The organism is Anaerobacillus sp. 1_MG-2023 (assembly GCF_030547345.1).
Classification (GTDB): domain Bacteria; phylum Bacillota; class Bacilli; order Bacillales; family Guptibacillaceae; genus Guptibacillus; species Guptibacillus hwajinpoensis_B.
On sequence record NZ_JAUORD010000005.1, the window covers coordinates 266,995 to 293,039 of the forward strand.

At 39.8% G+C, this 26,045-nt stretch carries 25 protein-coding genes; 8 read left to right on the plus strand and 17 right to left on the minus strand.

The features are described 5' to 3' along the window. Positions 1-168: 168 nt before the first annotated feature. The 4 genes from ychF to Q4550_RS11525 all read right to left on the minus strand — a co-directional run bounded on the left by ychF (position 169) and on the right by Q4550_RS11525 (position 3,611). A complete protein-coding gene (gene ychF, locus Q4550_RS11510; protein WP_303532798.1) occupies positions 169-1,269 on the minus strand; it encodes a redox-regulated ATPase YchF in 1,101 nt (366 codons plus the stop codon). Positions 1,270-1,464: 195 nt separating this feature from the next. Beyond that, positions 1,465-1,662 carry a DUF951 domain-containing protein gene (locus Q4550_RS11515; protein ID WP_194218156.1) on the minus strand — a complete coding sequence of 66 codons (198 nt, stop codon included), beginning with the start codon at positions 1,660-1,662 and terminating at the stop codon, positions 1,465-1,467. A gap of 16 nt (positions 1,663-1,678) precedes the next feature. Next, positions 1,679-2,563 carry a mechanosensitive ion channel family protein gene (locus tag Q4550_RS11520; RefSeq protein ID WP_371017940.1) on the minus strand — a complete coding sequence of 295 codons (885 nt, stop codon included), beginning with the start codon at positions 2,561-2,563 and terminating at the stop codon, positions 1,679-1,681. A 25-nt stretch (positions 2,564-2,588) separates the two neighbouring features. After that, a complete protein-coding gene (locus Q4550_RS11525) occupies positions 2,589-3,611 on the minus strand; it encodes a YkvI family membrane protein (protein WP_303532800.1) in 1,023 nt (340 codons plus the stop codon). Positions 3,612-3,736: 125 nt separating this feature from the next. On the opposite strand from Q4550_RS11525, the gene yyaC reads away from it, so the two are divergent. Then, the gene (gene yyaC / locus Q4550_RS11530) at positions 3,737-4,366 is read left to right on the plus strand and encodes a spore protease YyaC (protein ID WP_303532802.1); all 630 of its coding nucleotides are present in this window, start codon (positions 3,737-3,739) and stop codon (positions 4,364-4,366) included. 135 nt (positions 4,367-4,501) lie between these two features. Here the strand turns inward: yyaC and Q4550_RS11535 are convergent, their stop codons facing one another. The 13 genes from Q4550_RS11535 to rpmH all read right to left on the minus strand — a co-directional run bounded on the left by Q4550_RS11535 (position 4,502) and on the right by rpmH (position 15,758). Further along, on the minus strand, positions 4,502-5,215 hold the full coding sequence (locus Q4550_RS11535; RefSeq protein ID WP_303532803.1) for a DUF554 domain-containing protein: 714 nt from the start codon (positions 5,213-5,215) through the stop codon (positions 4,502-4,504). Positions 5,216-5,228: 13 nt separating this feature from the next. Beyond that, positions 5,229-6,377, minus strand: coding sequence for an aminotransferase class V-fold PLP-dependent enzyme (locus Q4550_RS11540; RefSeq protein ID WP_303532804.1), 1,149 nt, complete (start codon positions 6,375-6,377; stop codon positions 5,229-5,231). 76 nt (positions 6,378-6,453) lie between these two features. Beyond that, positions 6,454-7,302 carry a ParB/RepB/Spo0J family partition protein gene (locus tag Q4550_RS11545; protein ID WP_303532805.1) on the minus strand — a complete coding sequence of 283 codons (849 nt, stop codon included), beginning with the start codon at positions 7,300-7,302 and terminating at the stop codon, positions 6,454-6,456. Beyond that, positions 7,295-8,080: a ParA family protein gene (locus Q4550_RS11550; protein ID WP_371017943.1), complete on the minus strand. Its 786-nt coding sequence runs from the start codon at positions 8,078-8,080 to the stop codon at positions 7,295-7,297. Before Q4550_RS11550 ends, Q4550_RS11545 begins: the two co-directional genes overlap by 8 nt. A 169-nt stretch (positions 8,081-8,249) precedes the next feature. Next, positions 8,250-9,089: a nucleoid occlusion protein gene (noc, locus tag Q4550_RS11555; RefSeq protein WP_194218148.1), complete on the minus strand. Its 840-nt coding sequence runs from the start codon at positions 9,087-9,089 to the stop codon at positions 8,250-8,252. 118 nt (positions 9,090-9,207) lie between these two features. After that, on the minus strand, positions 9,208-9,921 hold the full coding sequence (rsmG, locus tag Q4550_RS11560) for a 16S rRNA (guanine(527)-N(7))-methyltransferase RsmG (RefSeq protein ID WP_303532809.1): 714 nt from the start codon (positions 9,919-9,921) through the stop codon (positions 9,208-9,210). 18 nt (positions 9,922-9,939) lie between these two features. After that, positions 9,940-11,823, minus strand: coding sequence for a tRNA uridine-5-carboxymethylaminomethyl(34) synthesis enzyme MnmG (mnmG, locus tag Q4550_RS11565; RefSeq protein ID WP_303532810.1), 1,884 nt, complete (start codon positions 11,821-11,823; stop codon positions 9,940-9,942). Between the two features lie 24 nt (positions 11,824-11,847). Next, entirely contained in the window at positions 11,848-13,224 is a 1,377-nt protein-coding gene (gene mnmE / locus Q4550_RS11570) for a tRNA uridine-5-carboxymethylaminomethyl(34) synthesis GTPase MnmE (protein WP_303532811.1), read from the minus strand. 287 nt (positions 13,225-13,511) lie between these two features. Then, on the minus strand, positions 13,512-14,132 hold the full coding sequence (jag, locus tag Q4550_RS11575; RefSeq protein ID WP_194218144.1) for an RNA-binding cell elongation regulator Jag/EloR: 621 nt from the start codon (positions 14,130-14,132) through the stop codon (positions 13,512-13,514). Continuing rightward, a complete protein-coding gene (gene spoIIIJ, locus Q4550_RS11580; RefSeq protein ID WP_303532812.1) occupies positions 14,129-14,896 on the minus strand; it encodes a YidC family membrane integrase SpoIIIJ in 768 nt (255 codons plus the stop codon). Before spoIIIJ ends, jag begins: the two co-directional genes overlap by 4 nt. Before the next feature lie 57 nt (positions 14,897-14,953). Next, a complete protein-coding gene (yidD, locus tag Q4550_RS11585) occupies positions 14,954-15,175 on the minus strand; it encodes a membrane protein insertion efficiency factor YidD (protein ID WP_194218142.1) in 222 nt (73 codons plus the stop codon). Next, positions 15,172-15,555: a ribonuclease P protein component gene (rnpA, locus tag Q4550_RS11590; RefSeq protein WP_370314433.1), complete on the minus strand. Its 384-nt coding sequence runs from the start codon at positions 15,553-15,555 to the stop codon at positions 15,172-15,174. Before rnpA ends, yidD begins: the two co-directional genes overlap by 4 nt. Before the next feature lie 68 nt (positions 15,556-15,623). After that, the gene (gene rpmH / locus Q4550_RS11595) at positions 15,624-15,758 is read right to left on the minus strand and encodes a 50S ribosomal protein L34 (protein ID WP_048311109.1); all 135 of its coding nucleotides are present in this window, start codon (positions 15,756-15,758) and stop codon (positions 15,624-15,626) included. A 736-nt stretch (positions 15,759-16,494) separates the two neighbouring features. On the opposite strand from rpmH, the gene dnaA reads away from it, so the two are divergent. The 7 genes from dnaA to gyrA all read left to right on the plus strand — a co-directional run bounded on the left by dnaA (position 16,495) and on the right by gyrA (position 25,684). Beyond that, entirely contained in the window at positions 16,495-17,847 is a 1,353-nt protein-coding gene (gene dnaA, locus Q4550_RS11600) for a chromosomal replication initiator protein DnaA (RefSeq protein ID WP_194218140.1), read from the plus strand. Between the two features lie 195 nt (positions 17,848-18,042). Next, complete coding sequence (gene dnaN / locus Q4550_RS11605; RefSeq protein ID WP_226615962.1) at positions 18,043-19,185, plus strand: DNA polymerase III subunit beta; 1,143 nt, start codon at positions 18,043-18,045, stop codon at positions 19,183-19,185. Between the two features lie 196 nt (positions 19,186-19,381). Next, the gene (gene yaaA, locus Q4550_RS11610) at positions 19,382-19,594 is read left to right on the plus strand and encodes a S4 domain-containing protein YaaA (RefSeq protein WP_303532817.1); all 213 of its coding nucleotides are present in this window, start codon (positions 19,382-19,384) and stop codon (positions 19,592-19,594) included. A gap of 14 nt (positions 19,595-19,608) precedes the next feature. Continuing rightward, positions 19,609-20,727, plus strand: coding sequence for a DNA replication/repair protein RecF (gene recF / locus Q4550_RS11615; protein WP_303532820.1), 1,119 nt, complete (start codon positions 19,609-19,611; stop codon positions 20,725-20,727). 9 nt (positions 20,728-20,736) lie between these two features. Then, positions 20,737-21,015, plus strand: a complete 279-nt coding sequence (gene remB, locus Q4550_RS11620) for an extracellular matrix regulator RemB (protein WP_194218136.1) — start codon at positions 20,737-20,739, stop codon at positions 21,013-21,015. 69 nt (positions 21,016-21,084) lie between these two features. Next, positions 21,085-23,013 carry a DNA topoisomerase (ATP-hydrolyzing) subunit B gene (gene gyrB, locus Q4550_RS11625; RefSeq protein ID WP_194218135.1) on the plus strand — a complete coding sequence of 643 codons (1,929 nt, stop codon included), beginning with the start codon at positions 21,085-21,087 and terminating at the stop codon, positions 23,011-23,013. A gap of 109 nt (positions 23,014-23,122) precedes the next feature. After that, the gene (gene gyrA / locus Q4550_RS11630) at positions 23,123-25,684 is read left to right on the plus strand and encodes a DNA gyrase subunit A (RefSeq protein WP_303532824.1); all 2,562 of its coding nucleotides are present in this window, start codon (positions 23,123-23,125) and stop codon (positions 25,682-25,684) included. The last annotated feature ends 361 nt before the right edge of the window (positions 25,685-26,045 follow it).

Here is a 26,045-nt window from a genome sequence, read left to right on the forward strand (position 1 = left end):
ACAAAGATAATTACTCACAGCTTTAGATTATACCAAATTAATTCTTTATTAGCAAGTCCCGTAGAAATTGAATCTATAGACTGGTTAATTTCCGCTTCAATCAGCTACGTATGGATTTTTATACAAACCCCTTTCAAAACAACAATCTTTTAGAAAAGACCCTATATCTTAAACGTTAAAGCGGAAATGGATCACGTCTCCGTCTTTTACAATATACTCTTTTCCTTCAAGACGAACTTTTCCTTTTTCTTTCGCGATAGCCATTGTCCCAGCTTCAACTAGGTCATCATAAGCTACAATTTCCGCGCGGATAAAACCACGTTCGAAGTCAGTATGGATAATACCAGCTGCTTGTGGAGCTTTCATTCCAAGACGGAATGTCCACGCACGAACTTCTTGCTCACCAGCTGTGAAGTAAGTAGCTAGTCCAAGAAGGTCATAGGAAGCGCGAATTAATTTATTCAATCCCGGCTCAGAGATTCCGATGTCTTCAAGAAATGCATCTTTTTCTTCGCCTTCAAGTTCAGCGAGTTCGGATTCTATCTTCGCACAAACAACGATAACTTCTGCGCCTTCTTTTGCAGCATATTCACGAACTTTAGATACATATTCATTATCAGTTGGGTCCAGAAGATCATCTTCGTCAACGTTTGCTACGTAAAGAACAGGCTTTTTCGTTAATAGATGATAGCCGTAAACAATTTTCTCTTCTTCTTCCGTTAGCTCTACGCTTCGAGCAGGCTGTTCTTCTTCGAATGCTTCCTTAAGCTTTGTGAGAACGTTAAATTCTGCTAGCGCTTCCTTATCTTTTTGCTTCGCCATTTTCTGAACACGGGCGATGCGCTTTTCTACTGATTCAAGGTCTGCAAGGACTAGCTCAAGGTTAATCGTTTCAATATCAGAAATGGGATCTACTTTACCAGAAACGTGGGTAATATTCTCATCATCGAAACAGCGAACAACTTGAGAAATTGCATCTACTTGACGAATATGAGAAAGAAACTTGTTTCCTAGGCCTTCGCCTTTACTTGCCCCTTTAACAATCCCAGCAATATCTGTAAATTCAAAAGCTGTTGGTACAGTCTTCTTTGGATTTACAAGCTCAGTTAGCTTTTGAAGACGCTCATCTGGAACTTCTACAATTCCAACGTTCGGATCAATTGTACAGAACGGATAGTTAGCTGACTCTGCTCCTGCCTGTGTAATTGCGTTAAATAAAGTTGACTTCCCAACATTCGGAAGTCCTACAATACCGGTGGTTAATGCCATCTCGGTCACTCCTTTAAAGTATCTGCCTTAGAAGGCGATTTTTATAAAAATAAAGATGGCTAAATGAGCCATAAATAGACTTTTTTGATCATCTTGTTCAACGAACGACATACCTTACCAATTATAGAGATCACAAAGCAAAAAAACAAGCATCCCCCTTTCTCTATAATTAAAATGACCGCCCAAAATGGACGGTCAAGATTCTGCATGCTCAAGAACTTTTTTCAATTTTCTAGAGAATTCTTTTCTTGGAAGCATCACACTATGGTCACATCCGAGACACTTGATTCGGATATCTGCTCCCATTCGAATTACTTTCCAACGATTTTCTCCACACGGATGCGCTTTTTTCATTTCGACAATGTCATTCAAGCCAAATTCTTTATCAGACATAAGGATTCCCCCCCCTTTATGCTTTTTCTTTCACTTCACCTTGCTCATCTCGCTGATACATGACAACGCGTGGTAGAGCAATTTCAATACCTATTTCATCAAAACGTTGTTTAACCGCTTTTCGGATTTCTCGCCCTATGACCCAGTGCTCCATTGGATGCACTTCTGAGATAATACGAAGAACTACTTCTGATTGTCCTAAATGCTGGACTCCAAGATATTCCGGTTTCACAATCATAGCATCAAACTGCTCATACAGCTCGTCCATTAAATCAATGATTACTTTCTCGGCTTCTTGTATATGTTCTTCATACGCAATATTCACATCAACAACAGCAATACTGTTATGAATAGAATAATTCGTTACTTGATTAATGTTACCATTCGGTAGGATATGAAGTTCTCCTGTCCAACTTTTAATTTTCGTAACGCGTAGTCCAATTTCTTCAACAAATCCTTCTACACTAGAGATACGGACATAATCACCAACAGAAAACTGTTTTTCGAAAATAATAAAGAAACCTGTAATAACATCACGAACAAGGTTCTGTGCCCCGAAACCTACAGCAAGACCCACCACTCCGGCTCCAGCAATTAGTGTCCGAACGTCTACGCCAAATTCACTCAAAATCATAACTAGTGCAACAAAATAAGTAACATAGGTTAGAACATTCTCAATCAACCTTATGAGAGTCGCTTCTCTACGTTCCGATAACCGGAGGGGGCTTTTTAAACGAATGGAGAAAATCTGACCTAATGCTGATTTTGCTATTCGCAAAAAAATCCATGTACCGATTAAAATAGCTAAAATAGTAAGTGCACTTTTGACCATATTCCCCCAAAGCTCACGATTGGATAAATACTCATATGTAGGCGTCCACAAAGAATCGAACCAATCCAATCCACATACCTCCCAGTTTTTAGTACTATGATAACAAATCATACCGTTTAAGAACTGGGAAAATCAAGATAGATGCTAAAATATAGAGATTAAGCACGCCGTACAGAGGGTATAAAAAAGCAATTAATGTAGAAAAACCAAACGCAGTAAACGGAAGCATAATCATGACAATAATAAAAGCGACTATCCATAGAGGAAGACCAAGCAAATCTCTAAATCTCGATGTAAGACCAAAGACTCCACTTACAGCTGTGGTGTATATGGCTAACCATAGTAAGACAGACATAATCAAAATCATATAGTACGGATACGTTTTTAAGATCGCAAACAATGGGATCTCGTATAAAAGAAGGTCATGAGCCACCTGTATGAGTGATTGATTATAAAGAAAAGACACTCCCCCGAGAATCAATCCACTTCCAACGCTCGCTATCCAAATTTCTCCTTTATGCTTAATTTGATGACCGACGGCTGAAAGGACTGCGACGAGTGGTAAAATATTGAGCGCTGTGAACGTAAAAGCCGCTGGCCAGTTTGCTTGTTTTGTCCAATTGAAAAGCATAGCTGACGGATTCGAGTGAATGAACAATCCAAGTACTGAAAGTAAGAGAATAATAAGCAAAGGAAGAATAATGGCATTCATTGATAACATCCCATTGATATCCCAGAAGAAAAGGATAATGACCAATACAGCAAGAATACAAATACCTAACCAATACGGCAGATGTACCACTTCCATCGTTGCCCCACCACCCGCGAACATTACAATCGTTGTTGTAAACAAATACAGGATAATGAGTAAATCATAGATTCCGGTTAACTTTTTGCCCACAAGTCGTTCTAAAATCGGCAAATAATGAGTCGATTTCGTTTCATAACTTATTTTCATAATCACATAACAACAAATCGAAAACATTACCGTAAATAAAATGATAGCCAGTACGCTTTCATGACCAAAAAATTGCCACAGTTCTCTCCCGGATGCATAGCCTGCACCAATCATCGTTCCTAATATAAGAAACAACCATTTCATTCCACCGCTTATCATGGCATTCCCTCCTCGTCTTACTCGATATACGATTGAAGTAAAATCCACGGCAGAAATGATCTTGTATGTATAGATCACGTCAAAATTCCGTATACTGTTACTACTATTACAAAGGAGAGAATCCTATGAATCTTCGAGACAAGTTTTTTCAAAAAAAACCTGCTGCATATCGAATCCATCATGAGGATGATCTTGCTATAGAAACACTTAGTGAGAGGATTTCGCTTCTGCTGCCAACGAAAAGAACAGATTCAATCGTGATCGTTTGCATCGGAACGGATCGTTCAACGGGAGACGCTTTAGGCCCGCTTGTTGGAAGCAAATTGCAGCACCTTCAACCAAAAGCAACAGTATACGGTACGCTTGAGTCACCAGTTCATGCTGTGAATTTAAATGAAGTGATGACATCAATTGAACAGACTCACACTCGTCCATTTATTATCGGAATTGATGCTTGTCTCGGACGTCTTCACTCTGTTGGAATTATTACGGCAGGAGAGGGCCCTGTGAAGCCAGGTGCGGGAGTTAAAAAAGAGCTCCCAGAAGTTGGGGATATTCATTTAACAGGGATCGTGAATGTTAGTGGATTCATGGAATACTTTGTTTTGCAAAATACACGATTAAATTTAGTTATGAAAATGGCTGATATTATGGCTATAAGTCTTCATCAATCTATTGAAGCATATGGATCAAATATGTCACTTAAGAAGAACAATGCCTTAAATTGGGGAGATGACCTTCTTCAACTTCCATAACGTCGACAAAAAGACCCGTATCCTGGTCATTTACAAAACCAGAGTACGGGACTTTTTAATATAGATCTCTGTTACTAGATCGTGTGGTTTCTTGATTTTTGACTGCTTAACAAAAACTGAATAAATAATCCCACTCTAAAACATCAAAGGCATGAGATACAAACTTGAGACAAGAATAGCTGCAATTAATAAAGCTGGGAGAAAGTTAGCTACTCGAATTTTAACAATGCCGAGCAAGTTCAATCCAATTGCTAGAATCATAATGCCTCCTGCAGAAGTTACCTCGGCAATAAACGCATCGAGAAGGGCTTGGGGGACAAACTGGTTTATCTGTGCAGCAAAGAGAGCAAGAACTCCCTGATACAGCATGACGGGTATTGCTGAAAACAATACACCATAACCTAGCGTTGCTGTAAACATAATTGCAGTAAAACCATCTATTAAAGACTTTGTAAATAATATTGAGTGATCATTTCGTAGGCCGCTATCAAGTGCCCCAAGAATAGCCATAGCACCAACAACGTAAACGAGTGTAGCTGTTACAAAAGCTTGAGCTACGCTGCCTTCCGAAGCAGCACCAGTTTTTCTCTCAATCCACTTCCCTAAATCATTCAGCTTTCCTTCTAGATTCCAATACTCACCTAGTATACCGCCCAGCACTAGACTGCCAATAACAATTAAGAATTGCTCGCTTTTCATGGCCATTTGTAGTCCGATAACAGAAACAACTAAAGCTAGTCCCTGCATAATTGTCGTTTTCGTTTGTTCAGGGATGCGACTGCTAACCGTGCCAATCAACGTACCTGCAATAATGGCTGCACCATTCACAACTGTTCCTAATAATACCATTTCCTACATCTCCTCAGCCAAAGTACCCCTCAACAATTTCTTCTACTGCTTGGATGGTTTTATTAATTTCATCAATTGTATTATAAGGTCCAACACTTAATCGTACCGCTCCAGTAGTGCTCGTTCCGATCGTTTCATGTCCAAGTGGAGTACAGTGTAGGCCTGCTCTTACTGCAATCTCGTAATGCTGATCAAGTATAATTGCAATTTCCTGAGCATCAATTCCTTCAATAGTAAAAGGGATAACTCCAAGGCGTTCTTTATTAGGTCCATACACCTTCACATAATTAATTTCTTTTAATCCATTTATTAGATGCTTAGTTAAATGCAGTTCATGCATTCTTATTTTATGAAGACCCATTTTCTTCACTGCATTGAGACCTGCTAATAACCCGGAAATTCCTGGTGTATTGACGGTTCCGCTCTCAAGCCGTTCAGGGTATTTTAATGGCTGATCAACCAACTCAGAACTACTCCCCGTACCGCCATGATATATAGGATTAAGCTCAACCGCTTTGCTAACAATTAGTACACCTGTACCCTGCGGACCAAGTAAACCTTTATGGCCTGGGAAAGCCAATAGATCAACGCTCATTTGCTCCATATGAATAGGAATAATACCAGCTGTTTGGGAGGCATCTACGAGAAACGTGATTCCATGTTCTCTGGCTATTTTTCCAATCTCATCGATAGGAATAATTGTACCAGTTAGATTAGAGCCATGTGAAACAACAATCATTTTTGTAGAAGGTCGTAGGGCATTGCAGAATGCCTCGACATCAAATTCCTCAGTCGTCTCCAGATTAATATAATCCACTTCAATTCCTGAAGTTTTCTTCATATATTCTAAAGGACGACGTACTGAGTTGTGTTCATAAGAAGTGGTTAATACATGATCCCCTTCATTGAAGGAAAAACCTTTTATTGCCTGATTAAGAGCTGCTGTAGCGTTTGCAGTAAAACAAACGCGTTCAGGTTGGTCAAAGCCAAAGAAATCAGCCAGCTGTTCACGTGCTTGTACAATCATGTTATCAGCGCGCTTGGATAAAGCATGTCCACCACGACCTGGATTTGCCGCGTATTCGGTCATACACTCAGTCATAGCCTGAACAACTTCAGGCGGCTTAGGAAAGGACGTTGCCGCTTGATCAAGATAAATCACATTACCACCCCATTAAGTTCGTTTCAAATTCTACTAAGCTAGAATAAAAGCATAAACTGAATGTCAGTTTATGCTTTTATTTATTATCTTCTTTCTCTAACACTTCTAATATGCGATTTAGATCTTCTTCTGAGAAAAACTCAATCTCTATTTTACCTTTTTTCTTCATTCTTTTAATTGAAACCGACGTTCCAAATCGCTCACGAAGGTGATCTTCCTTTTCCTTAAGAAACGGATCTGACTTCTCTTTTCTCTTTGTTTCACGTGAAACGTTCTGATTCAATTCCGTAATTAACTTCTCTAGCTGTCGAACGTTTAATTTCTCCTTAAGAACTCGATCCGCAAGTGGCTTTCTAGCTTCTTTATTTTTTAATCCAAGTATCGCCCGCCCATGCCCCATCGTGAGCTTTCCTTCTGATATATACTCCTGTACTTCAGAAGGTAACTGTAAAAGACGAAGGAAATTAGCGAGATGCGGTCTACTTTTACCCAAGCGTTTTGACAATTCTTCCTGTGTCACATCTGTTTCTTCCATCAGTTTTTGGTAAGCAAGCGCCTCTTCAATCGGATTTAGATTCTCACGCTGCAAGTTTTCAATTAAGGCAATTTCCATCATTTTTCGGTCTGTTAAATCTTTCACAACAGCTGGAACGGTTGTAAGACCTGCTTCTAAAGAAGCCCTATACCTCCGCTCACCTACAACAATTTCATAACCTTTAATGCTTTGACGAACGATTAATGGCTGGAGGACACCGAAAGTTTGAATCGAAGCACTTAATTCTTCAATCGCTTCAGTACTAAACTTCTTTCTCGGTTGATAAGGGTTAGGACGAAGCTCATTAACGGGAATATCTCTCACAGTCTCGTTCTCATTTTGGGAAGGGAAAAAGGCGTTAATTCCCTTACCCAAACCACGATTAGTCATTGACTAACACTTCCTTTGCAAGTTCTAAATAGCATTCAGCCCCTCGAGATTTTGGATCATAGACAATGATTGGCTTCCCATGACTTGGTGCCTCACTTAAACGTACATTCCTTGGTATGATCACTCGATAGACTTTTTCTTGGAAGTACTTTTTAACTTCTTCAATCACTTGAATACCAAGGTTTGTCCTTGCATCAAGCATCGTTAACAGTACTCCTTCAATCTTTAATTCTGTATTTAAATGCTTTTGGACGAGTCGTACTGTATTAAGTAACTGACTTAGTCCTTCAAGTGCATAGTATTCGCATTGGACAGGAATAAGCACTGCATCTGCAGCTGTAAGAGCATTTATTGTTAATAACCCCAACGATGGAGGACAATCAATTATAATATAATCATAGTTTTTTTCAACTTTATTTAGCGCCCTTTTCAATCTTACTTCCCGGGAAATGGTGGGAACAAGTTCGATCTCTGCTCCTGCAAGCTGAATTGTAGAAGGAATAACGTGCAAATTCTCAACAATCGTCTCCTGAATAATGTCTCCAGCATCTAGGTCATCTACGAGGATGTTATACACACATTTTTCAATATCGCCTTTCTCAATCCCAACGCCACTTGTTGCATTCCCCTGAGGATCAATGTCAACAAGCAAGACCCTTTTACCAAGATAGGCGAGACAGGCACTTACATTCACTGAAGTGGTCGTCTTTCCCACTCCGCCTTTTTGATTTGCTACAGCAACAATATTCACCAAGATGTCACCCCATTCTCCAACCATTCTTTCTTTCTAGTTTATCACGTTTGTTATTAGCCGGACGGTATTCTCAATAAAATTCCATTTCCTCCCTGAAAGAGATACAAACAGAAAACAGCTCAGCACATTTGAAGTTAGTACTACCTATTTTACGTATTAAATGTACAAAAAAACTCATCCAGTTTGGATGAGTTTACTTCTTTTTAGGTATTCGGATCGTAAATTGATAGTATTCGTCATGGTCTTCTTCATCTGTATCAATCGTTAGACCAGTCTCAGTTACCATATCAAGCGATTGACGGATCGTATTTACAGCCAACCTCATATCTTTACTAACCGATTTTTTTCTAGGCTTCGGTTTCGGTACAGTGCCTTCTAGCATACGAACAACACGTTCTTCCGTCTGCTTCACATTCCATTGTCTTTCAAGAACTTCTGTGAGAACTTTTACTTGATTCTCAGGATTCTTAAGTGGAATCAAAGCACGAGCGTGTCTCTCCGTAATTTTTTTCTCGAGAAGCGCTCGTTGAACAGGCTCGGGGAGCTTCAGTAATCTAAGCTTATTCGCAATAGTAGATTGCCCTTTGCCAAGTCGCTGAGCGAGGCTCTCCTGAGTTAAATCATGCAGCTCAATAAGCTGGGCATATGCCATAGCTTCTTCAACAGCAGTTAGCTCTTCACGCTGCAGGTTCTCGATAAGCGCAATAGAGGCTGTTTGAGAATCGTTAAATTCCTTAATAATGGCAGGAATTCGCTCCCAACCTAGCTTTTTCACTGCTCTCCAGCGTCTTTCCCCGGCAATAATTTCATACTTACCTTCACGTTCTCGAACCACGATCGGCTGAATAACTCCATGGGTCTTTATCGTCTGAGATAGTTCAGTAATTCTCTCATCTATAAAAATTGTTCGAGGCTGGAAACGGTTTGGGATAATATCCTCAACAAGAAGCTGTTTCACTTCCTCTTGTTCTGCTTCCATCGTCTCGCTTTTTTCATCGTTCAAACCGAAAAGACGTGAAAACGTATGCTTCATCGCCTAACACCACCTTTAATCGACTCCTTAACTGATTCGCTGCTTCAAAACCGAATTCCTTCCGTCGTAGCAGCGTTCCATGTGAAACACCTATCCGTTCAAATGCAGTCCATCTTTATTATAAAGGATTTTTATTTGGTGTGCCTGGCTTTCTTGGATATTTTTTTGGAGTTGTTTTGATTTTTTTAATTGTAACGATATTACGCTCACTCTTTTCTTTAGGTAATGTTAGCGTATCTCGTTTCACAACTTCTCCACCAAGAAGCTTAATCGCCTGTTTACCAGACTCTAATTCATCCTCTACACCTGGGCCTTTTAGCGCAACAAAATAACCGTTTGGTTTAACGAGAGGAAGACACAACTCACCAAGGACAGAAAGTCTTGCAACGGCTCTTGCAGTGACAACATCATACTTTTCACGATGATCTTTGTTTTTACCAAATAATTCAGCACGGTCATGATAAAATGAAACATTTGTTAGCTTTAGTTTTGACGAAAGGTGTTCTAAGAAACCGATTCTTTTGTTAAGTGAATCGACAATAGTGATGCTTAAATGTGGAAAGCAAATTTTAATAGGCAAACTTGGAAAACCCGCGCCCGCTCCCACATCGCAAATATGATAGTTAGAAGAGAAATCAAATGAGAACGCAGCCATGATTGAATCAAAGAAGTGCTTTTCGTAGACTTCCTCTTTATCAGTGATAGCTGTCAAATTCATTTTCTCGTTCCATTCAACTAGAATTTCATAGTATGTTTGAAATTGTTGAAGCTGTTCAGGAGAAAGAGTAATCCCTTTCTCCTCTAACAACTCCTGAAACTGTTGCTCGTTCATAGACCCTCCACTAGTACATTATTTTGCAATTTTAGCGATTTTCCCCTGTTCGATATACACAAGTAAGATCGATACATCAGCTGGATTAACTCCTGATACACGCGAAGCTTGACCAATTGAAAGAGGGCGAACCTCATCAAGTTTTTGCTTCGCTTCAGTCGCAATACCACCAATCGCATAATAATCTATGCCTTCAGGAATTTTCTTTTCATCCATTTTCTTCATACGTTCCACTTGTTGAAGACTTTTATTAATATAGCCGCTATATTTAATCTGAATCTCAACTTGTTCTGAAACATCTTCTGGAATTTCAAAGTCTGCTGGTGCTAGTTGATGAATCTCTTGATAAGTTACTTCTGGTCTTTTCAATAAATTAGCTGCATGAATAGCTTCCTTCAATTCAGTACTATTCTCCGGAAGAACATCATTAACCTGCTCGCCTGGTTTAATCACAATTTTCGCAAGACGCTTCATTTCTTGCTCAATCATTTCTTTTTTAGCAAGGAAACGGTCATAGCGTTCTTTAGGAATCATGCCGATGTCATAACCGAGTTCTGTTAGTCTTAAATCTGCATTATCATGACGAAGAAGAAGACGATATTCTGCACGTGATGTTAATAGACGATAAGGCTCGTTGGTTCCTTTCGTCACAAGGTCATCGATCATTACGCCAATGTACCCTTGAGAACGGTCCAGAATCACCGCTTCACGCTCCTGTGCATTCCTTGCAGCATTAATACCAGACATGATTCCTTGACCTGCTGCCTCTTCATATCCTGAAGTACCGTTTAATTGTCCTGCAGTAAAGAGGTTTTTCACTGTTTTTGTTTCAAGTGATGGCCACAATTGGGTCGGAACAATAACATCATATTCGATGGCATAGCCTGCACGCATCATTTCAACATTTTCAAGACCAGGTACGGTTTTGAGAATTTGTTGCTGCAAATCCTCTGGAAGGCTTGTTGAAAGACCCTGCACATATACTTCCTTCGTATTGCGTCCTTCTGGTTCAAGGAAAATTTGGTGACGGGGCTTATCATTAAAGCGAACAATTTTATCTTCAATTGATGGGCAATACCTTGGGCCTGTCCCTTCAATCATACCTGAATACATTGGAGATCGATGCAAGTTATCATTGATGAGCTTATGCGTTGCTTCACCCGTATAAGTTAACCAACACGGCAGCTGGTCTGTAATAAATTCTGTTGTTTCATATGAAAATGCACGCGGTTTTTCATCGCCGGGCTGAATTTCAGTTTTACTATAATCAATAGATTTATTATTTACACGCGGAGGAGTTCCTGTCTTAAAACGAACCATCTCGAAGCCCAATTCCTCCAAATGGTGCGACAAATTAACGGAAGGCTGCATGTTATTAGGGCCACTTTCATATGAAAGATCTCCAATAATAACGCGACCGCGCATGAACGTACCAGTTGTTAGCACAACAGATTTTGCCTCGAACTCTGCACCCGTTTTCGTAATAACTCCTTTGCAGACGCCATCCTCAACGATTAGCTTTTCAACCATTCCCTGTAAGAGCGTAAGGTTATCCTGTTCTTCAATGGTTCTTTTCATTTCACTTTGGTATAGTACTTTATCAGCCTGTGCACGCAATGCACGTACAGCAGGCCCCTTACCTGTATTTAACATACGCATTTGAATATGCGTTTTATCTATATTTCGTCCCATTTCTCCACCAAGTGCATCAATTTCCCGCACAACAATTCCCTTTGCAGGACCTCCTACACTTGGGTTACATGGCATAAAAGCGACAGAGTCTAAGTTAAGTGTAAGCATGAGTGTTTTCGCACCCATTCTTGCTGAAGCGAGTCCCGCTTCCACACCGGCATGACCTGCTCCGACGACTATAACATCATAAGAATCGGCTTTATAACCCATTGCCGTATTCCTCCTTTTATCATCTTATTTCCCAAGACAAAACTGTGAAAATAACTGATCGATCAAACTCTCAGATACCGTATCACCAATAATCTCTCCAAGAATTTCCCACGTTCGAGTAATATCAATTTGTACCATATCAACCGGCATTCCTGCTTCAACAGCGCTTAACGCATCATCAAGCGTTCTTCGCGATTGTTCTAACAAAGCAATATGACGTGAATTAGATACATATGTTAAATCCTGTGACTCTACTTCACCTGCAAAGAACAGTTCAGAGATGGATTGTTCAAGCTCATTAACGCCTTGTTCATGTTTTAATGAAGTTGTAATCATTGGATGCTCTTCTGCTAATTCTCTTACCTTAGTTAAATCTAGTTTCTCTTCTAGATCTGTTTTATTCACGATAACAATAACATCCATGCCTTTTACCGCTTCGAACAATTTCTCATCTTCATGCGTCAACTCATCATTATAATTAAGCACAAGCAAGATGAGATCAGCTTGTTTCAAGCGTTCACGTGAACGTTCAACACCTATTCGCTCAACGAGATCTTCCGTTTCTCGAATTCCCGCTGTATCCACTAATCTTAAAGGCACGCCTCTTACATTAACATATTCCTCAATAACATCTCGGGTTGTACCAGGAACGTCTGTCACAATTGCCTTATTTTCGTGAACAAGACTATTCAACAAGGACGATTTCCCAACGTTTGGCCGTCCCACGATAACAGTAGATAAACCTTCACGCAAAATTTTTCCCTGGCGTGCTGTAATTAGAATCCCTTCAATTTCCTTAGCCACCTGCTTCAATTGCGTGGCTAAAAGATCTTGCGTCACTTCTTCTGCATCATATTCAGGGTAATCAATGTTCACTTCAACATGAGCAACTGTCTCAAGGAGTTGCTGTCTCAAGGTAGCAATCAGCGTCGATAAGCGGCCCTCCATTTGATTTAACGCAACATTCATTGCTCGATCCGTTTTTGCTCGAATCAAATCAATAACAGCCTCTGCTTGCGATAAGTCAATTCGACCATTCAAGAAAGCTCGTTTAGTGAATTCACCTGGCTCTGCAAGGCGTGCACCACTACGCAAAACCAACTCAAGCACACGGTTTACAGAGACCAGTCCTCCGTGACAGTTGATTTCGACAATATCCTCTCTCGTAAATGTCCGGGGCCCTTTCATAATCGAAACCATCACTTCTTCAGCAACCTGGTCAGTATCAGGATCAATCAAATGACCATAATGAATCGTATGAGAATCAACGGATTCTAACGCCTGTTTGCCCTTATATAGCCGATCAGCTATCGTAACCGCCTCTGAACCACTAAGTCGGACAATCGCAATCGCCCCTTCTCCCATTGGAGTCGATATCGCAGCAATCGTTTCATATTCCAAAGTTATTCACCTCTCTAATCACACTTCTTTGTTCTATTTATTTAAGTTTTCTATATGATATAAGCTAGTATTAGTTTAACCAATTATCCACAGTGGATAACTTCATATCTTAAAGCTACAGACTAATCCACAATACCTTTTAGTGTAACCCATTTTCATAAAAAAAGAAATAAGTTTGCTTCCCCTATAACCAGCCTAAGAAGGGTGAAAAGAATGGAGCTTTCTAGTAAAGAAAACCCAATCTTTCCTCAAAAAAACCTTCGGGCAATGTGCCCGAAGGTTTCATATCATTTATTACGTGGAACAATAACCACACGACGATGTGGATCTTTTCCATCTGAGTGAGTGGAAATCCCCTTCTTTTCTTTCAAATAAAGGTGAATTACCTTACGTTCTAACGACGGCATCGGTTCTAGCTGTATATCCTTTTTCGTAACCATCGCTTTGTCTGCAAGACGATCGGCTAACTTTCTTAGCGTCTCTTCACGTCGTTCACGGTAGTTCTCAGCATCGAGTACTACCCGGACAAATCGGTCAGAAAATCGATTCGCGGCAAGATTTGTCAAATATTGCAAAGAATTAAGAGTTTGGCCGCGTTTCCCTATCAATATCGCAATTTTTTCACCAGATAGAGTAAAATAAAGATCGCGATCCTCTCTTCTACCTTCTATACTGGCTTCTACTCCCATATTGCTAATGACTTTTTCTAAAAAAGCCCTTGTTTGCTCTATGATGTCAGGTTTCTCGCTTACTTTGATGCGGGCGGGCCTTCCTCCAAAACCTAAAAATCCTTTTTTAGGCTCTTCTAACACTTCAATATTAACATTCTCTTGAACAGTCCCGATTTGATTCAGCGCATTTTGAATGGCGTCTTCAATCGTTTTTCCCGTTACCGTAACGCTTCTCACTTCTTCGCTCCCCCCGTATTCGTATCAGCGGTTTTAATGGTAGGTTTCGTAATAAAGTAAGTTTGCGCAATCATAAAGATATTACCTACAACCCAATATAGCGCTAGTGCTGCAGGGAAGTTAATAGCAAAGACAATAATCATAATTGGCATAACGTATAGAAGCATCTTCATTTGAGGCTGCACCGTTCCACCGCTACCCATCATGATTTTCTGCTGAATGAAGGTTGTAATACCAGCAGTGACTGCCAGAATAATATCTGGAGAGCCAAGGCTAAACCAGAGGAAAGTATGTGTTTCGATTGCTTGTGTACGCATAATAGCATGGTAAAAACCTAAAAGAATCGGCATTTGCACTAAGATCGGTAGACAACCTGCAAGCGGATTAACACCATTCTGTTGAAAAAGCTGCATTGTTTCTTGCTGAAGCTGCTGTTGCGTCTTCTGGTCTTTACTACTGTACTTTTCTTTAAGTTTCTGCATTTCTGGCTGCAGTTCCTGCATCGCTTTTGAACTTCTCGTTTGTTTGATCATCAATGGAAGTAATAGAAGTCGAATTAAAATCGTAACAATAATAATAGACAGTCCATAATTTCCATCACCAGTCAAATCAGCGAAAAATGTTAAGACTGCGGAAAGCGGATATACAATGTATTCGCTCCAAAATCCCGTGCTTTCTGCATCAATCGGCTCGTTAATGTTACATCCTGAAAGGACCGCAACGAGACCAATCAATAGAAATGCGAGGGTTATTTTTTTCCTCACGCTTCATCCTCCTTGCAATCATATCTCGACAATGATTTATGTAGTAAAAGCATACCACTAGTCCCTTTTATCCGGTACAGGATCAAAACCGCCAGGATGAAAGGGGTGGCACTTTGAAATTCTTTTAACCGTCAACCAGGAGCCCTTAATAAATCCATGCTTCTGGTAAGATTCGAAACTGTAATGAGAACAGGATGGGTAAAAACGGCAAGATGGGGGAGTTAATGGAGAAATAAACTTCTGATAGACGCGAATTAGCATCAAAGCCACTTTCTTCATTTAGAATCCCTTCCTTTGCTAACTTGTTTCGCACCTCTCAATACACGTGCTCTATTAAGCACATGAGTTAAACTGCTCTTCACTTCCTCGAAACTCATCTCTGAAGTAGGCTTTCTTGCAATTACGACAAAATCGTAAGGAAATTTGATTTGATCTGACAGCTGATGGAATGATTCTTTCACAAGTCGCTTCACACGATTTCGTGTCACAGCATTGCCGATCCTCTTACTTACTGAAAGACCTAATCGAAATTGAGGCTGATCATTTCGCTTTAATACATACACAACAAATTGTCTGTTTGCAGTTGAGTTTCCATTTTTAAAAACGTTCTGAAACTCAGAATTCTTTTTAATCCGGTAGTTGCTATTCAATCCGCACACTCCCAGTGTTACTTGGATAAGCATATTATAAACCTTATCTTAAAAAAAGACCACTGATGATCAGTGGTCTATGCAGACAATACTTTTCTACCTTTACGGCGACGACGAGCAAGAACTTTACGTCCGTTAGCTGAGCTCATACGTGCACGGAAACCGTGAACTTTTTTACGTTTACGTGTGTTTGGTTGAAACGTTCTTTTCATTCTATTACACCTCCCTGAGGATAAACTGTATAAAGACAGTCCAAGTAATTATAAGAAAAGACATGGGGAATTGTCAAGTTTAATTAAAATATCAAACACACTTTCACTAAAAGCAATCATTTAAATCTACGATGATCTCCACCAAATAAAGATTGATCAAATCATTTACAAACCTCTAAAAACACCTGTGTGGATAACTCATTTCGACACTTTTCACTTATTCACATCACTTATCGACAGGTTCTACACAAAATCTAGTGCTGTGGACAGTTTTGATCCACAAGATATGTCCTCTGTGGATAACCTCCCGAAAAACATTGCAAACACGCTATTCTTTTGTTATGATATTTGTGTTTTAACTCGTGAATAAGCTAGAGTGGATTTAAAAGAGTCCACAGTCTGTGGATAATTATGTGGACAGTTATTCAGGTATGTTATTCTTTATGTCCACAACCATGTGAACACAGTCAATAATTCGACTTTCTTCTATATTATATGATCCACTTCGATATTGTGGACAGTATAATTATTCATGAATATTCAAATCATTGTACAAAGGTTGTACGTTGGCACATTAGGCGACTATCGTCAGCGAATACAGCCTGTTTTTATTTTGGTAAAAAAACATAAGGGTCTGTTACAATGTCACCCGGTCTGATGATTAGAATCATTCAGAGGCCCGAACTAAGCTCATGATATTAATTTTATTTACTTTTGAACAAAAGGAGGGACTTCGTTGGATAACATCACGGATCTCTGGCAACAGGCATTATCCGAAATCGAAAAAAAATTAAGTAAGCCGAGTTTCGAAACCTGGTTAAAGTCCACTTCTGCTAACAGAATGGAAGGCGACACCATTATCATTACTGCCCCCAACGAGTTCGCTAGAGACTGGCTCGAATCTAGATATTCAAGTTTAATAACGGAAACGTTACTTGAGCTAACAGGCAGTGAACTCAAAGCAAAGTTCATTATTCCCCAGAATCAGTCCGATACTGATTTGGATCTTGAACAATCTATGAAGAAAAAACCAAAAGCAAATCCCGCTCAGGAAGAACATCCACAGAGCGTGCTAAATTCCAAATATACGTTTGATACTTTCGTTATTGGATCCGGGAACCGTTTTGCTCATGCAGCTTCCCTGGCAGTGGCTGAAGCGCCAGCTAAAGCTTATAATCCTTTATTTATATACGGGGGTGTTGGCCTAGGAAAAACACACTTGATGCATGCAATTGGTCACTATGTCATTGAGCATAATCCGAATGCAAAAGTGGTTTATTTATCATCCGAGAAGTTTACTAATGAGTTTATTAACTCCATTCGCGATAACAAGACCGTAAATTTTCGCAATAAATATCGAAATGTAGACGTGCTACTGATTGATGATATTCAATTTCTAGCTGGTAAAGAACAAACCCAAGAGGAATTCTTCCACACATTTAATGCGCTTCATGAAGAAAGTAAGCAAATTGTGATTTCAAGTGATCGACCACCTAAGGAAATACCAACGCTAGAGGACAGGCTACGATCACGTTTCGAATGGGGATTAATTACTGATATTACGCCTCCTGATCTTGAAACAAGAATTGCGATTCTTAGAAAAAAAGCGAAAGCTGAAGGTCTAGATATCCCAAATGAAGTGATGCTCTATATCGCTAACCAGATTGATACGAACATCCGCGAACTAGAAGGTGCTCTTATTCGAGTGGTCGCCTATTCTTCACTAATTAATCAAGACATGAATGCGGACTTAGCAGCTGAAGCTCTAAAAAATATTATTCCATCATCAAAACCTAGAGTCATCACCATCCATGATATTCAAAATGTTATAGGTGATCACTTCTCAGTAAAACTAGAAGACTTTGCGGCTAAAAAGAGAACGAAATCAGTCGCTTTTCCACGTCAAATCGCGATGTATCTATCAAGAGAACTGACCGATTTTTCTCTTCCGAAGATTGGGGAAGAATTTGGAGGTCGAGATCACACAACTGTGATCCACGCTCATGAGAAGATTTCAAAACTAGTGGATTCTGATCAAGCATTTCAGAAGAAACTTCAAGATATAGTAGAGCAGCTGAAAAATGGGTAGTCACCTTTTTGTGGATATTAGTTGATAGAGTGTGTACAATTATCCAGAGTTACTAACACACTATCCACAGGTGGATAACTTACGTGATATAGGTTCACCAACACTTATCCACACATTCACAGCCCCTACTAGTAAGACTACGACTTTTTTTAGTAATAAATATATAATCAGGGTCATTTATTTAGGAGGTAAATTATGCGTTTCAAAATCGAGAGAGATTATCTAGTATCAAGCGTATCTGATGTCATGAAAGCAGTATCTTCAAGAACAACGATACCGATACTGACTGGTATTAAAATCGTGGCAAGCGATGAAGGTGTAACATTAACAGGCTCTGACTCAGATATTTCAATCGAATGCTTCATTCCCGCAGAGGAAAATGATAAACAAATTGTTGAAATCTCTCAGATGGGGAGTATTGTTCTTCAAGCACGTTTCTTTTCTGATATCGTTAAAAAACTACCAGGTGATCAAGTAGAAATTGAAGTTCACGATAGCTTAACAACGAGAATCCGTTCTGGATCTTCAGAGTTTAACCTTAATGGTCTAGATCCTGAAGAATATCCACGTCTACCAGAAGTAGAATCCAAAGAAGGATTTCAAATTCAAGCAGATCTCCTAAAAAACATTATTAGACAGACGGTATTTGCTGTTTCTACTTCAGAAACTAGACCAGTGTTGACAGGTGTAAACTGGAAGCTTGAGAATGGCGAATTAAACTGTACTGCGACAGATAGTCACCGACTTGCTCTCAGAACAGTGCAGGTTGAACCTAATGGTAATGACCTTTCGTTCTCAAATGTCGTTATTCCAGGAAAGAGCTTAAGTGAACTTTCTAAAATTATTGATGATAACGAAGAACTTGTAGATATTACGGTTACAGAGAATCAAATTCTATTTAAATCAAATCACATTCTCTTTTTCTCAAGACTTCTTGACGGAAACTATCCTGATACAAGTCGACTTATACCTAACGAAAGTAAAACAAACGTAACGGTATCAGCAAAAGAACTGTTACAAGCAATTGATCGAGCTTCAGTTCTTGCACGAGAAGGAAGAAATAACGTAGTCAAGCTCGCAAGCATAGAGGAATCAACGTTAGAAATTTCCTCAAACTCTCCTGAAATCGGTAAAGTTATTGAACAAGTACAATCTCAATTCTTTGATGGAGAAGAGCTTAAAATTTCTTTTAGTGCTAAATACATGATGGATGCGTTGAGATCGATGGATTCCAATGAAGTGAATATTAGCTTTACTGGTGCGATGCGTCCATTCTTAATCAAGCCTATTGAAGGAGCTGCTATTATGCAGTTAATTCTACCGGTACGAACTTATTAATTTTAGTTAAAATTCATGCGAAAATATTGAGCTGCTGAGAAGAATTCTTCCAGCGGCTTTCTCTTTTTTCTTGCCATTGTGAAATTTCCACTCTATATATCATGCGTTTTAGTTAAAAAAGAGTTATAATAAACTATTGTCATCCTTCAAACTCGTCATCGTTGAATGGAGTAGAAGGAAAATGAGGTGAACGAAGATGAATGAAATCAAATTAATTAAAGAACACATCACTCTTGGCCAACTTCTTCAAGAAGCTGGAGTGATTAATACAGGCGGAATGGCAAAGTGGTTTCTGTCAGAGTACGAGGTCTATGTAAACGGAGAATTAGATGACCGACGTGGCAGAAAACTCTACAATCAGGATAAAGTGATGATTCCTGGGGTCGGGGAGTTTGTTGTATCTAGCTGAATGGGGGTTTCCCGTTGCATCTAAACACATTGAAAGTAACGAATTATCGAAATTACACGAAGCAAGAACTGCAGTTTGAAAATAACGTGAACGTTTTTCTCGGTGAAAATGCTCAGGGGAAAACAAACATCATGGAAGCTATCTATGTACTAGCTATGGCGAGATCCCATCGTACACCAAGAGATAAAGAATTAATCAATTGGGACGAGGAATATGCTAAAATAGAAGGTAGAATAGAAAAACGAAATGGTCCCCTCTCCCTCCAACTGGTTATTTCCCAAAAAGGTAAGAAAGCCAAACTAAATCAATTGGAACAGCAGAAACTGAGCAACTACATTGGTGCACTGAATGTTGTCATGTTTGCACCAGAGGATCTCAATCTGGTTAAAGGCAATCCTGGCGTTCGCAGAAGATTCATCGATATTGAAATTGGCCAGGTACAACCAGTCTATCTCTATTATCTTGGTCGATATCTGAAGCTTCTTCAGCAGCGTAACAGCTTGTTAAAGACCTTGCGATATCAAAAAAATCCCGATTATGTAATGTTGGATATCTTGACCGAACAATTAATTGAAGCTGCTGCGAATATTTATATACGTCGAGTTCGATTTGTTCAACTCCTTCAACAATGGGCTGAACCAATTCATTATGGAATTAGTAGAGGGTTAGAAAAACTTGAAATTCACTATAATCCAACTGTAGAGGTATCAGAACCAACCGATTTGTCGAAAATAGTAGAAGGATATAAGCAAAAGTTTGATAAAATTAAAGAGAGAGAAGTTGAGCGTGGTGTTACGCTAGCGGGCCCCCATAGAGATGATTTGTCGTTTTTTGTAAATGGAAAGGACGTTCAAACTTATGGATCTCAAGGGCAACAGCGTACCACGGCTTTATCACTAAAACTTGCTGAAATTGAATTGATTCATAGTGAAGTAGGTGAGTATCCTTTGCTTCTGCTAGATGATGTTCTGTCGGAGTTAGATGATTACAGGCAGTCTCATCTTTTAAATACAATTCAGGGGAAGGTCCAGACGTTTGTCACAACGACTAGCGTCGAGGGCATCCATCATGAAACGCTTGAGAAAGCGACGACTTTTCAAGTCCAAGATGGACTAATCGAAAAGGTGAAATGAGGTGAAGTGGTGTTTATACACTTAGGAGAGGACGTAGTTGTTCAATCGAGAGATGTTGTTGGCATCTTTGATTGGCAAGTTATGGAGGAAGCGGAGATTACGAATGAATTCTTGCACCGCCATCAAAAAGATAAGCTAGTAGAAGATATTGGTGGTGATTTAACGAAATCAATCGTTATCACAACTGATACGGTCTATCTGTCCCCTTTATCTTCACTCACACTAAAAAGACGTGCTTATACAGTATCGGATAGTGTAGAAGTAACATCGAATGGAGAATCATCTTAAAACCAGGTTGGCTGTCAATCAGCAAGCTTAATTGAGTCTATCTTTGATAGAGAAATGTAGGTGAACAATATGACATTAGAGCAACAGTCTAATAAAGAAAGTTATGATGAAAGTCAGATTCAGGTCCTTGAGGGACTTGAGGCTGTTCGAAAACGCCCAGGGATGTACATTGGTTCCACAAGTAGCAGAGGACTCCACCATCTTGTTTGGGAAATTGTTGATAACAGTATCGATGAAGCTCTTGCAGGGTACTGTTCGCAAATTACAGTTAGTATTGAGAAAGACAATAGCATTAAAGTAGAGGATAACGGCCGAGGCATCCCTGTTGGTATTCAGGAGAAAATGGGCCGCCCTGCAGTCGAAGTTATTATGACTGTGCTGCATGCCGGTGGTAAGTTCGGCGGCGGTGGATATAAAGTGTCCGGTGGACTGCACGGTGTAGGGGCATCAGTTGTAAATGCTTTGTCGTCTAAACTTGAAATTACGGTAGAACGTGAAGGCAAAGTTTATTACCAAAGCTATACACGCGGTGTACCTGATGAGGATCTCAAGGTTATTGGTGATAGTGATGTGACGGGGACAACCATTCACTTCATCCCTGATACCGAAATTTTTACGGAAACAATAGAATATGAATTTGATATTCTTGCTCACCGTCTTAGAGAACTTGCTTTTCTAAATCGCGGAATTAAAATTGTTGCGCAAGACAAGCGTCCTGAAGAAACAAAGCGTAATGAATATCATTACGAGGGCGGTATTAAATCATACGTTGAACATTTAAATCGTTCACGTGAAGCACTCCATGAAGAACCAATCTTTGTAGAAGGTGAACGTGAAGGGATTTCTGTCGAGATCGCTGTTCAATACAATGATGGTTTTGCGAGTAATATCTACTCATTTGCCAATAACATCAATACGCATGAGGGTGGAAGTCACGAATACGGCTTTAAAACAGCCCTTACTCGCGTTATTAATGACTATGCACGAAAAAATAGTTTATTCCGTGAAACGGACCCTAACTTAACAGGGGATGATGTACGAGAAGGATTAACTGCAATCATTTCAATTAAGCACCCTGATCCTCAATTCGAAGGTCAGACGAAAACAAAGCTTGGAAATGCAGAAGCTCGTACAATTACCGAGTCTATTTTTGGAGAAAAGTTCTCTACATTCCTTTTTGAAAATCCCCTTGTTGCGAAGCAAATAGTTGAGAAAGGTCTTATGGCCTCACGCGCTCGTGCTGCAGCAAAGAAAGCACGGGAGTTAACAAGAAGGAAAGGTGCTCTTGAAGTGAGCGCTCTCCCAGGTAAATTAGCTGATTGCTCATCTAAAGATGCTTCTATTTCTGAACTCTATATTGTTGAGGGTGACTCAGCGGGTGGATCAGCTAAACAGGGACGTGATCGTCATTTCCAAGCAATATTGCCTCTAAAAGGTAAAATTCTGAACGTCGAGAAAGCACGTTTAGATAAAATACTCTCAAATAATGAAATTAGAGCGATTATCACTGCACTTGGAACTGGTATAGGTGAAGATTTTGATTTATCAAAAGCTCGCTACCACAAATTAATTATCATGACTGATGCGGATGTTGATGGAGCCCACATTCGAACGCTTCTATTAACATTTTTCTATCGCTATATGCGTCCGTTGATTGAAAATGGCTATGTTTACATTGCCCAGCCGCCACTTTATAAGATTACACAAGGAAAAAAAGTCACTTACGCTTATAATGACCGCGAGCATGATATTATTTTGAACGAGATTCCGAAAGCTCCTAAGCCCGGTATTCAGCGATACAAAGGTCTAGGTGAAATGAATCCAACTCAGCTTTGGGAAACAACGATGGATCCGGAGTCTCGTACAGTACTGCAAGTTGAACTACAAGATGCGATCGAAGCGGATGAAGTCTTTGATATGTTAATGGGAGATCGTGTTGAACCGAGACGGAACTTTATTCAAGACAACGCCCATTATGTAAAGAATCTAGATGTTTAAGAAATAAGCTGAAGGGGGGAATCCCCCCCTTTTCTGCTGTTCAAGGGTTAATAAGGCAATACAGCTAAATGTTATGAGATGAACAAGAGTATAATTGGAGGTTTTCCGTATGTCTGATATGGAAAGATCGAGAGTTAAGGAAATAAATATTAGTCAGGAAATGCGCACCTCCTTCATGGATTATGCGATGAGCGTTATTGTAAGTCGAGCTCTTCCTGATGTACGAGATGGTTTAAAACCAGTGCATCGCCGTATTTTGTATGCCATGAATGACCTGGGTATGACTTCTGATAAAGCTTACAAGAAGTCTGCGCGTATTGTTGGAGAAGTAATTGGTAAGTACCATCCACACGGTGATTCAGCTGTATATGACACAATGGTGCGCATGGCTCAGGACTTTAGCTATCGTAATATGTTAATAGATGGCCATGGTAACTTTGGTTCTATTGACGGAGATTCAGCAGCTGCAATGCGTTACACTGAGGCGAGAATGTCTAAAATCGCTATGGAAATGGTGCGAGACATTAACAAAGACACAATAGACTACCAGGACAACTATGATGGCTCTGAACAAGAACCAATTGTTCTCCCTGCAAGGTTTCCTAACTTACTAGTAAACGGAGCTTCAGGTATCGCTGTAGGAATGGCTACGAATATACCACCGCATAACCTTGGGGAAGTCATTGAAGGGATTTTGGAACTTAGTAAGAATCCAGAGATTTCGATACCTGAATTAATGGAGTTTATTCCAGGACCAGATTTCCCGACTGCAGCTGAGATTCTTGGACGTGAGGGTATTCGCAAAGCTTATATGACTGGTAGAGGATCAATTATCCAGCGGGCAAAAGCTGAAATCGAAGAATTTAGCAATGGTAAAAAGACGATCATTGTATCTGAACTTCCTTATCAGGTTAATAAAGCACGTCTTGTCGAAAAAATCGCAGAGCTTGTTCGCGATAAAAAGATAGAGGGTATCACAGATCTTCGTGACGAATCTGACCGCACAGGAATGCGTGTTGTCATTGAAGTGCGTAAAGATGCAAATGCGAATGTTCTCCTAAATAACTTATATAAACAAACTGCACTTCAAACTAGTTTCGGGATTAACACCCTTGCTCTAGTAGATGGACAACCAAAAGTATTAACGCTAAAAGAATGTCTTGAGCATTATCTAGAGCATCAAAAGGTTGTGATTAGAAGAAGAACGCAGTTTGAGCTAAACAAAGCGGAAGCAAGAGCACATATATTAGAAGGTTTGCGAATTGCACTTGATCATTTAGATGAAGTGATTAAATTAATTCGAGCTTCTGAAACAACAGATATTGCTAGAGAAGGCCTTATGACAAAGTTCTCGCTAAGCTATGATCAGTCGCAGGCGATCCTTGATATGCGACTTCAGCGCTTAACTGGTCTAGAGCGTGATAAAATTGAATCAGAATATCAAGAATTAATGAAGCGTATCGCTGAACTAAAAGCGATCCTTGCTGATGAAGAGAAAGTTCTTGAAATCATTCGCGAAGAGCTAGCGGAAGTAAAAGAAAGATTCGCAGACAAACGTCGTACCGAAATTACAGTTGGCTTCGATATGATCGAGGATGAAGACTTAATTCCTAAACAAAATATTGTTATTACCCTCACACATAAAGGGTATATCAAGCGTTTGCCAATTGACACGTATCGTAGTCAAAAGCGTGGTGGTCGTGGAATCCAGGGGATGGGTACAAACGATGGTGACTTTGTTGAACACCTATTCACTACTCTGACGCATAATACGATTCTTTTCTTTACGAATAAAGGGAAGGTCTACAGACTTAAAGGGTATGAAGTACCTGAGCTTAGTCGAACCGCGAAAGGGATTCCAATTATTAATCTCCTTCAAATAGAAAAAGATGAATATATCACTGCAATTATTCCTATAGAAGAGTTTGTTGATGATTGGTTCGTTTTCTTTGCGACGAAGCAGGGTGTTGTTAAACGCTCTCCATTATCTGCCTTTGCGAATATTCGAAAGGGTGGGCTCATTGCCATTAACTTTAAAGAAGACGATGAGCTAATGGGCGTTCGTCTAACGAATGGATCGAAAGAGCTTATTATGGGAACGAAACAAGGAATGGCGATTCGCTTCCATGAAGAAGACGTTAGATCTATGGGTCGAACAGCTACTGGTGTTAAGGGGATCACCCTTCAGGAGAACGATCAAGTTGTCGGTATAGGCATTCTAGATGAAAACCAGGATGTACTTATTGTGACTGATAAAGGATTCGGTAAACGAACACCTGTTGAAGAGTATCGCGTGCAAACAAGAGGCGGTAAAGGTATCAAGACGTGTAACCTTACTGAACGTAATGGTGTGTTAACAGCCCTCAAGACTGTCACGCTTGAAGAAGAATGTATGATTATTACTGAGAGTGGCGTCATTATTCGTATTGATGTACAGGATATTTCTCAAACCGGAAGAAACACGCAAGGTGTGAGATTAATCCGTATCTCTGAAGGTGACTCTGTCGCAACGGTTGCGAAGGTAGAGATCAATGAAGAGGGTATCGAAGGTGAGGACATCGAAGATACAGAACCTACTATTGAAGTAAGTGCGGAAGAAATCATTGATGTTGATGCTGAAGAGATCATCGAGAATGATGATAACGACGATTCAAAGCCTGAAGAAGAGTAACAAGTAAGAAGAAGAGGACAAATCCTCTTCTTTTTTTATTTTTCTATTGCAATACTGATAAGCAGATGATAAGATGTAATTCCGTCGCTTTGACGGTGTCTCCAAAACCTTCTAATATTGGTTTTAAAAACTTCTAAAAAAGTGTTGACGAGATAATGCATTACATGATATATTATTTAAGTCGCCGATAAACAACGGCGAAAACGAAAGAAATAATTCGATCTTTGAAAACTGAACGAAACGCCATGTAAGTAGTTGTTTCTACGGAAACAAAACATTGTTTTAAAGCTAGATTAAGCTTTCTATCGGAGAGTTTGATCCTGGCTCAGGACGAACGCTGGCGGCGTGCCTAATACATGCA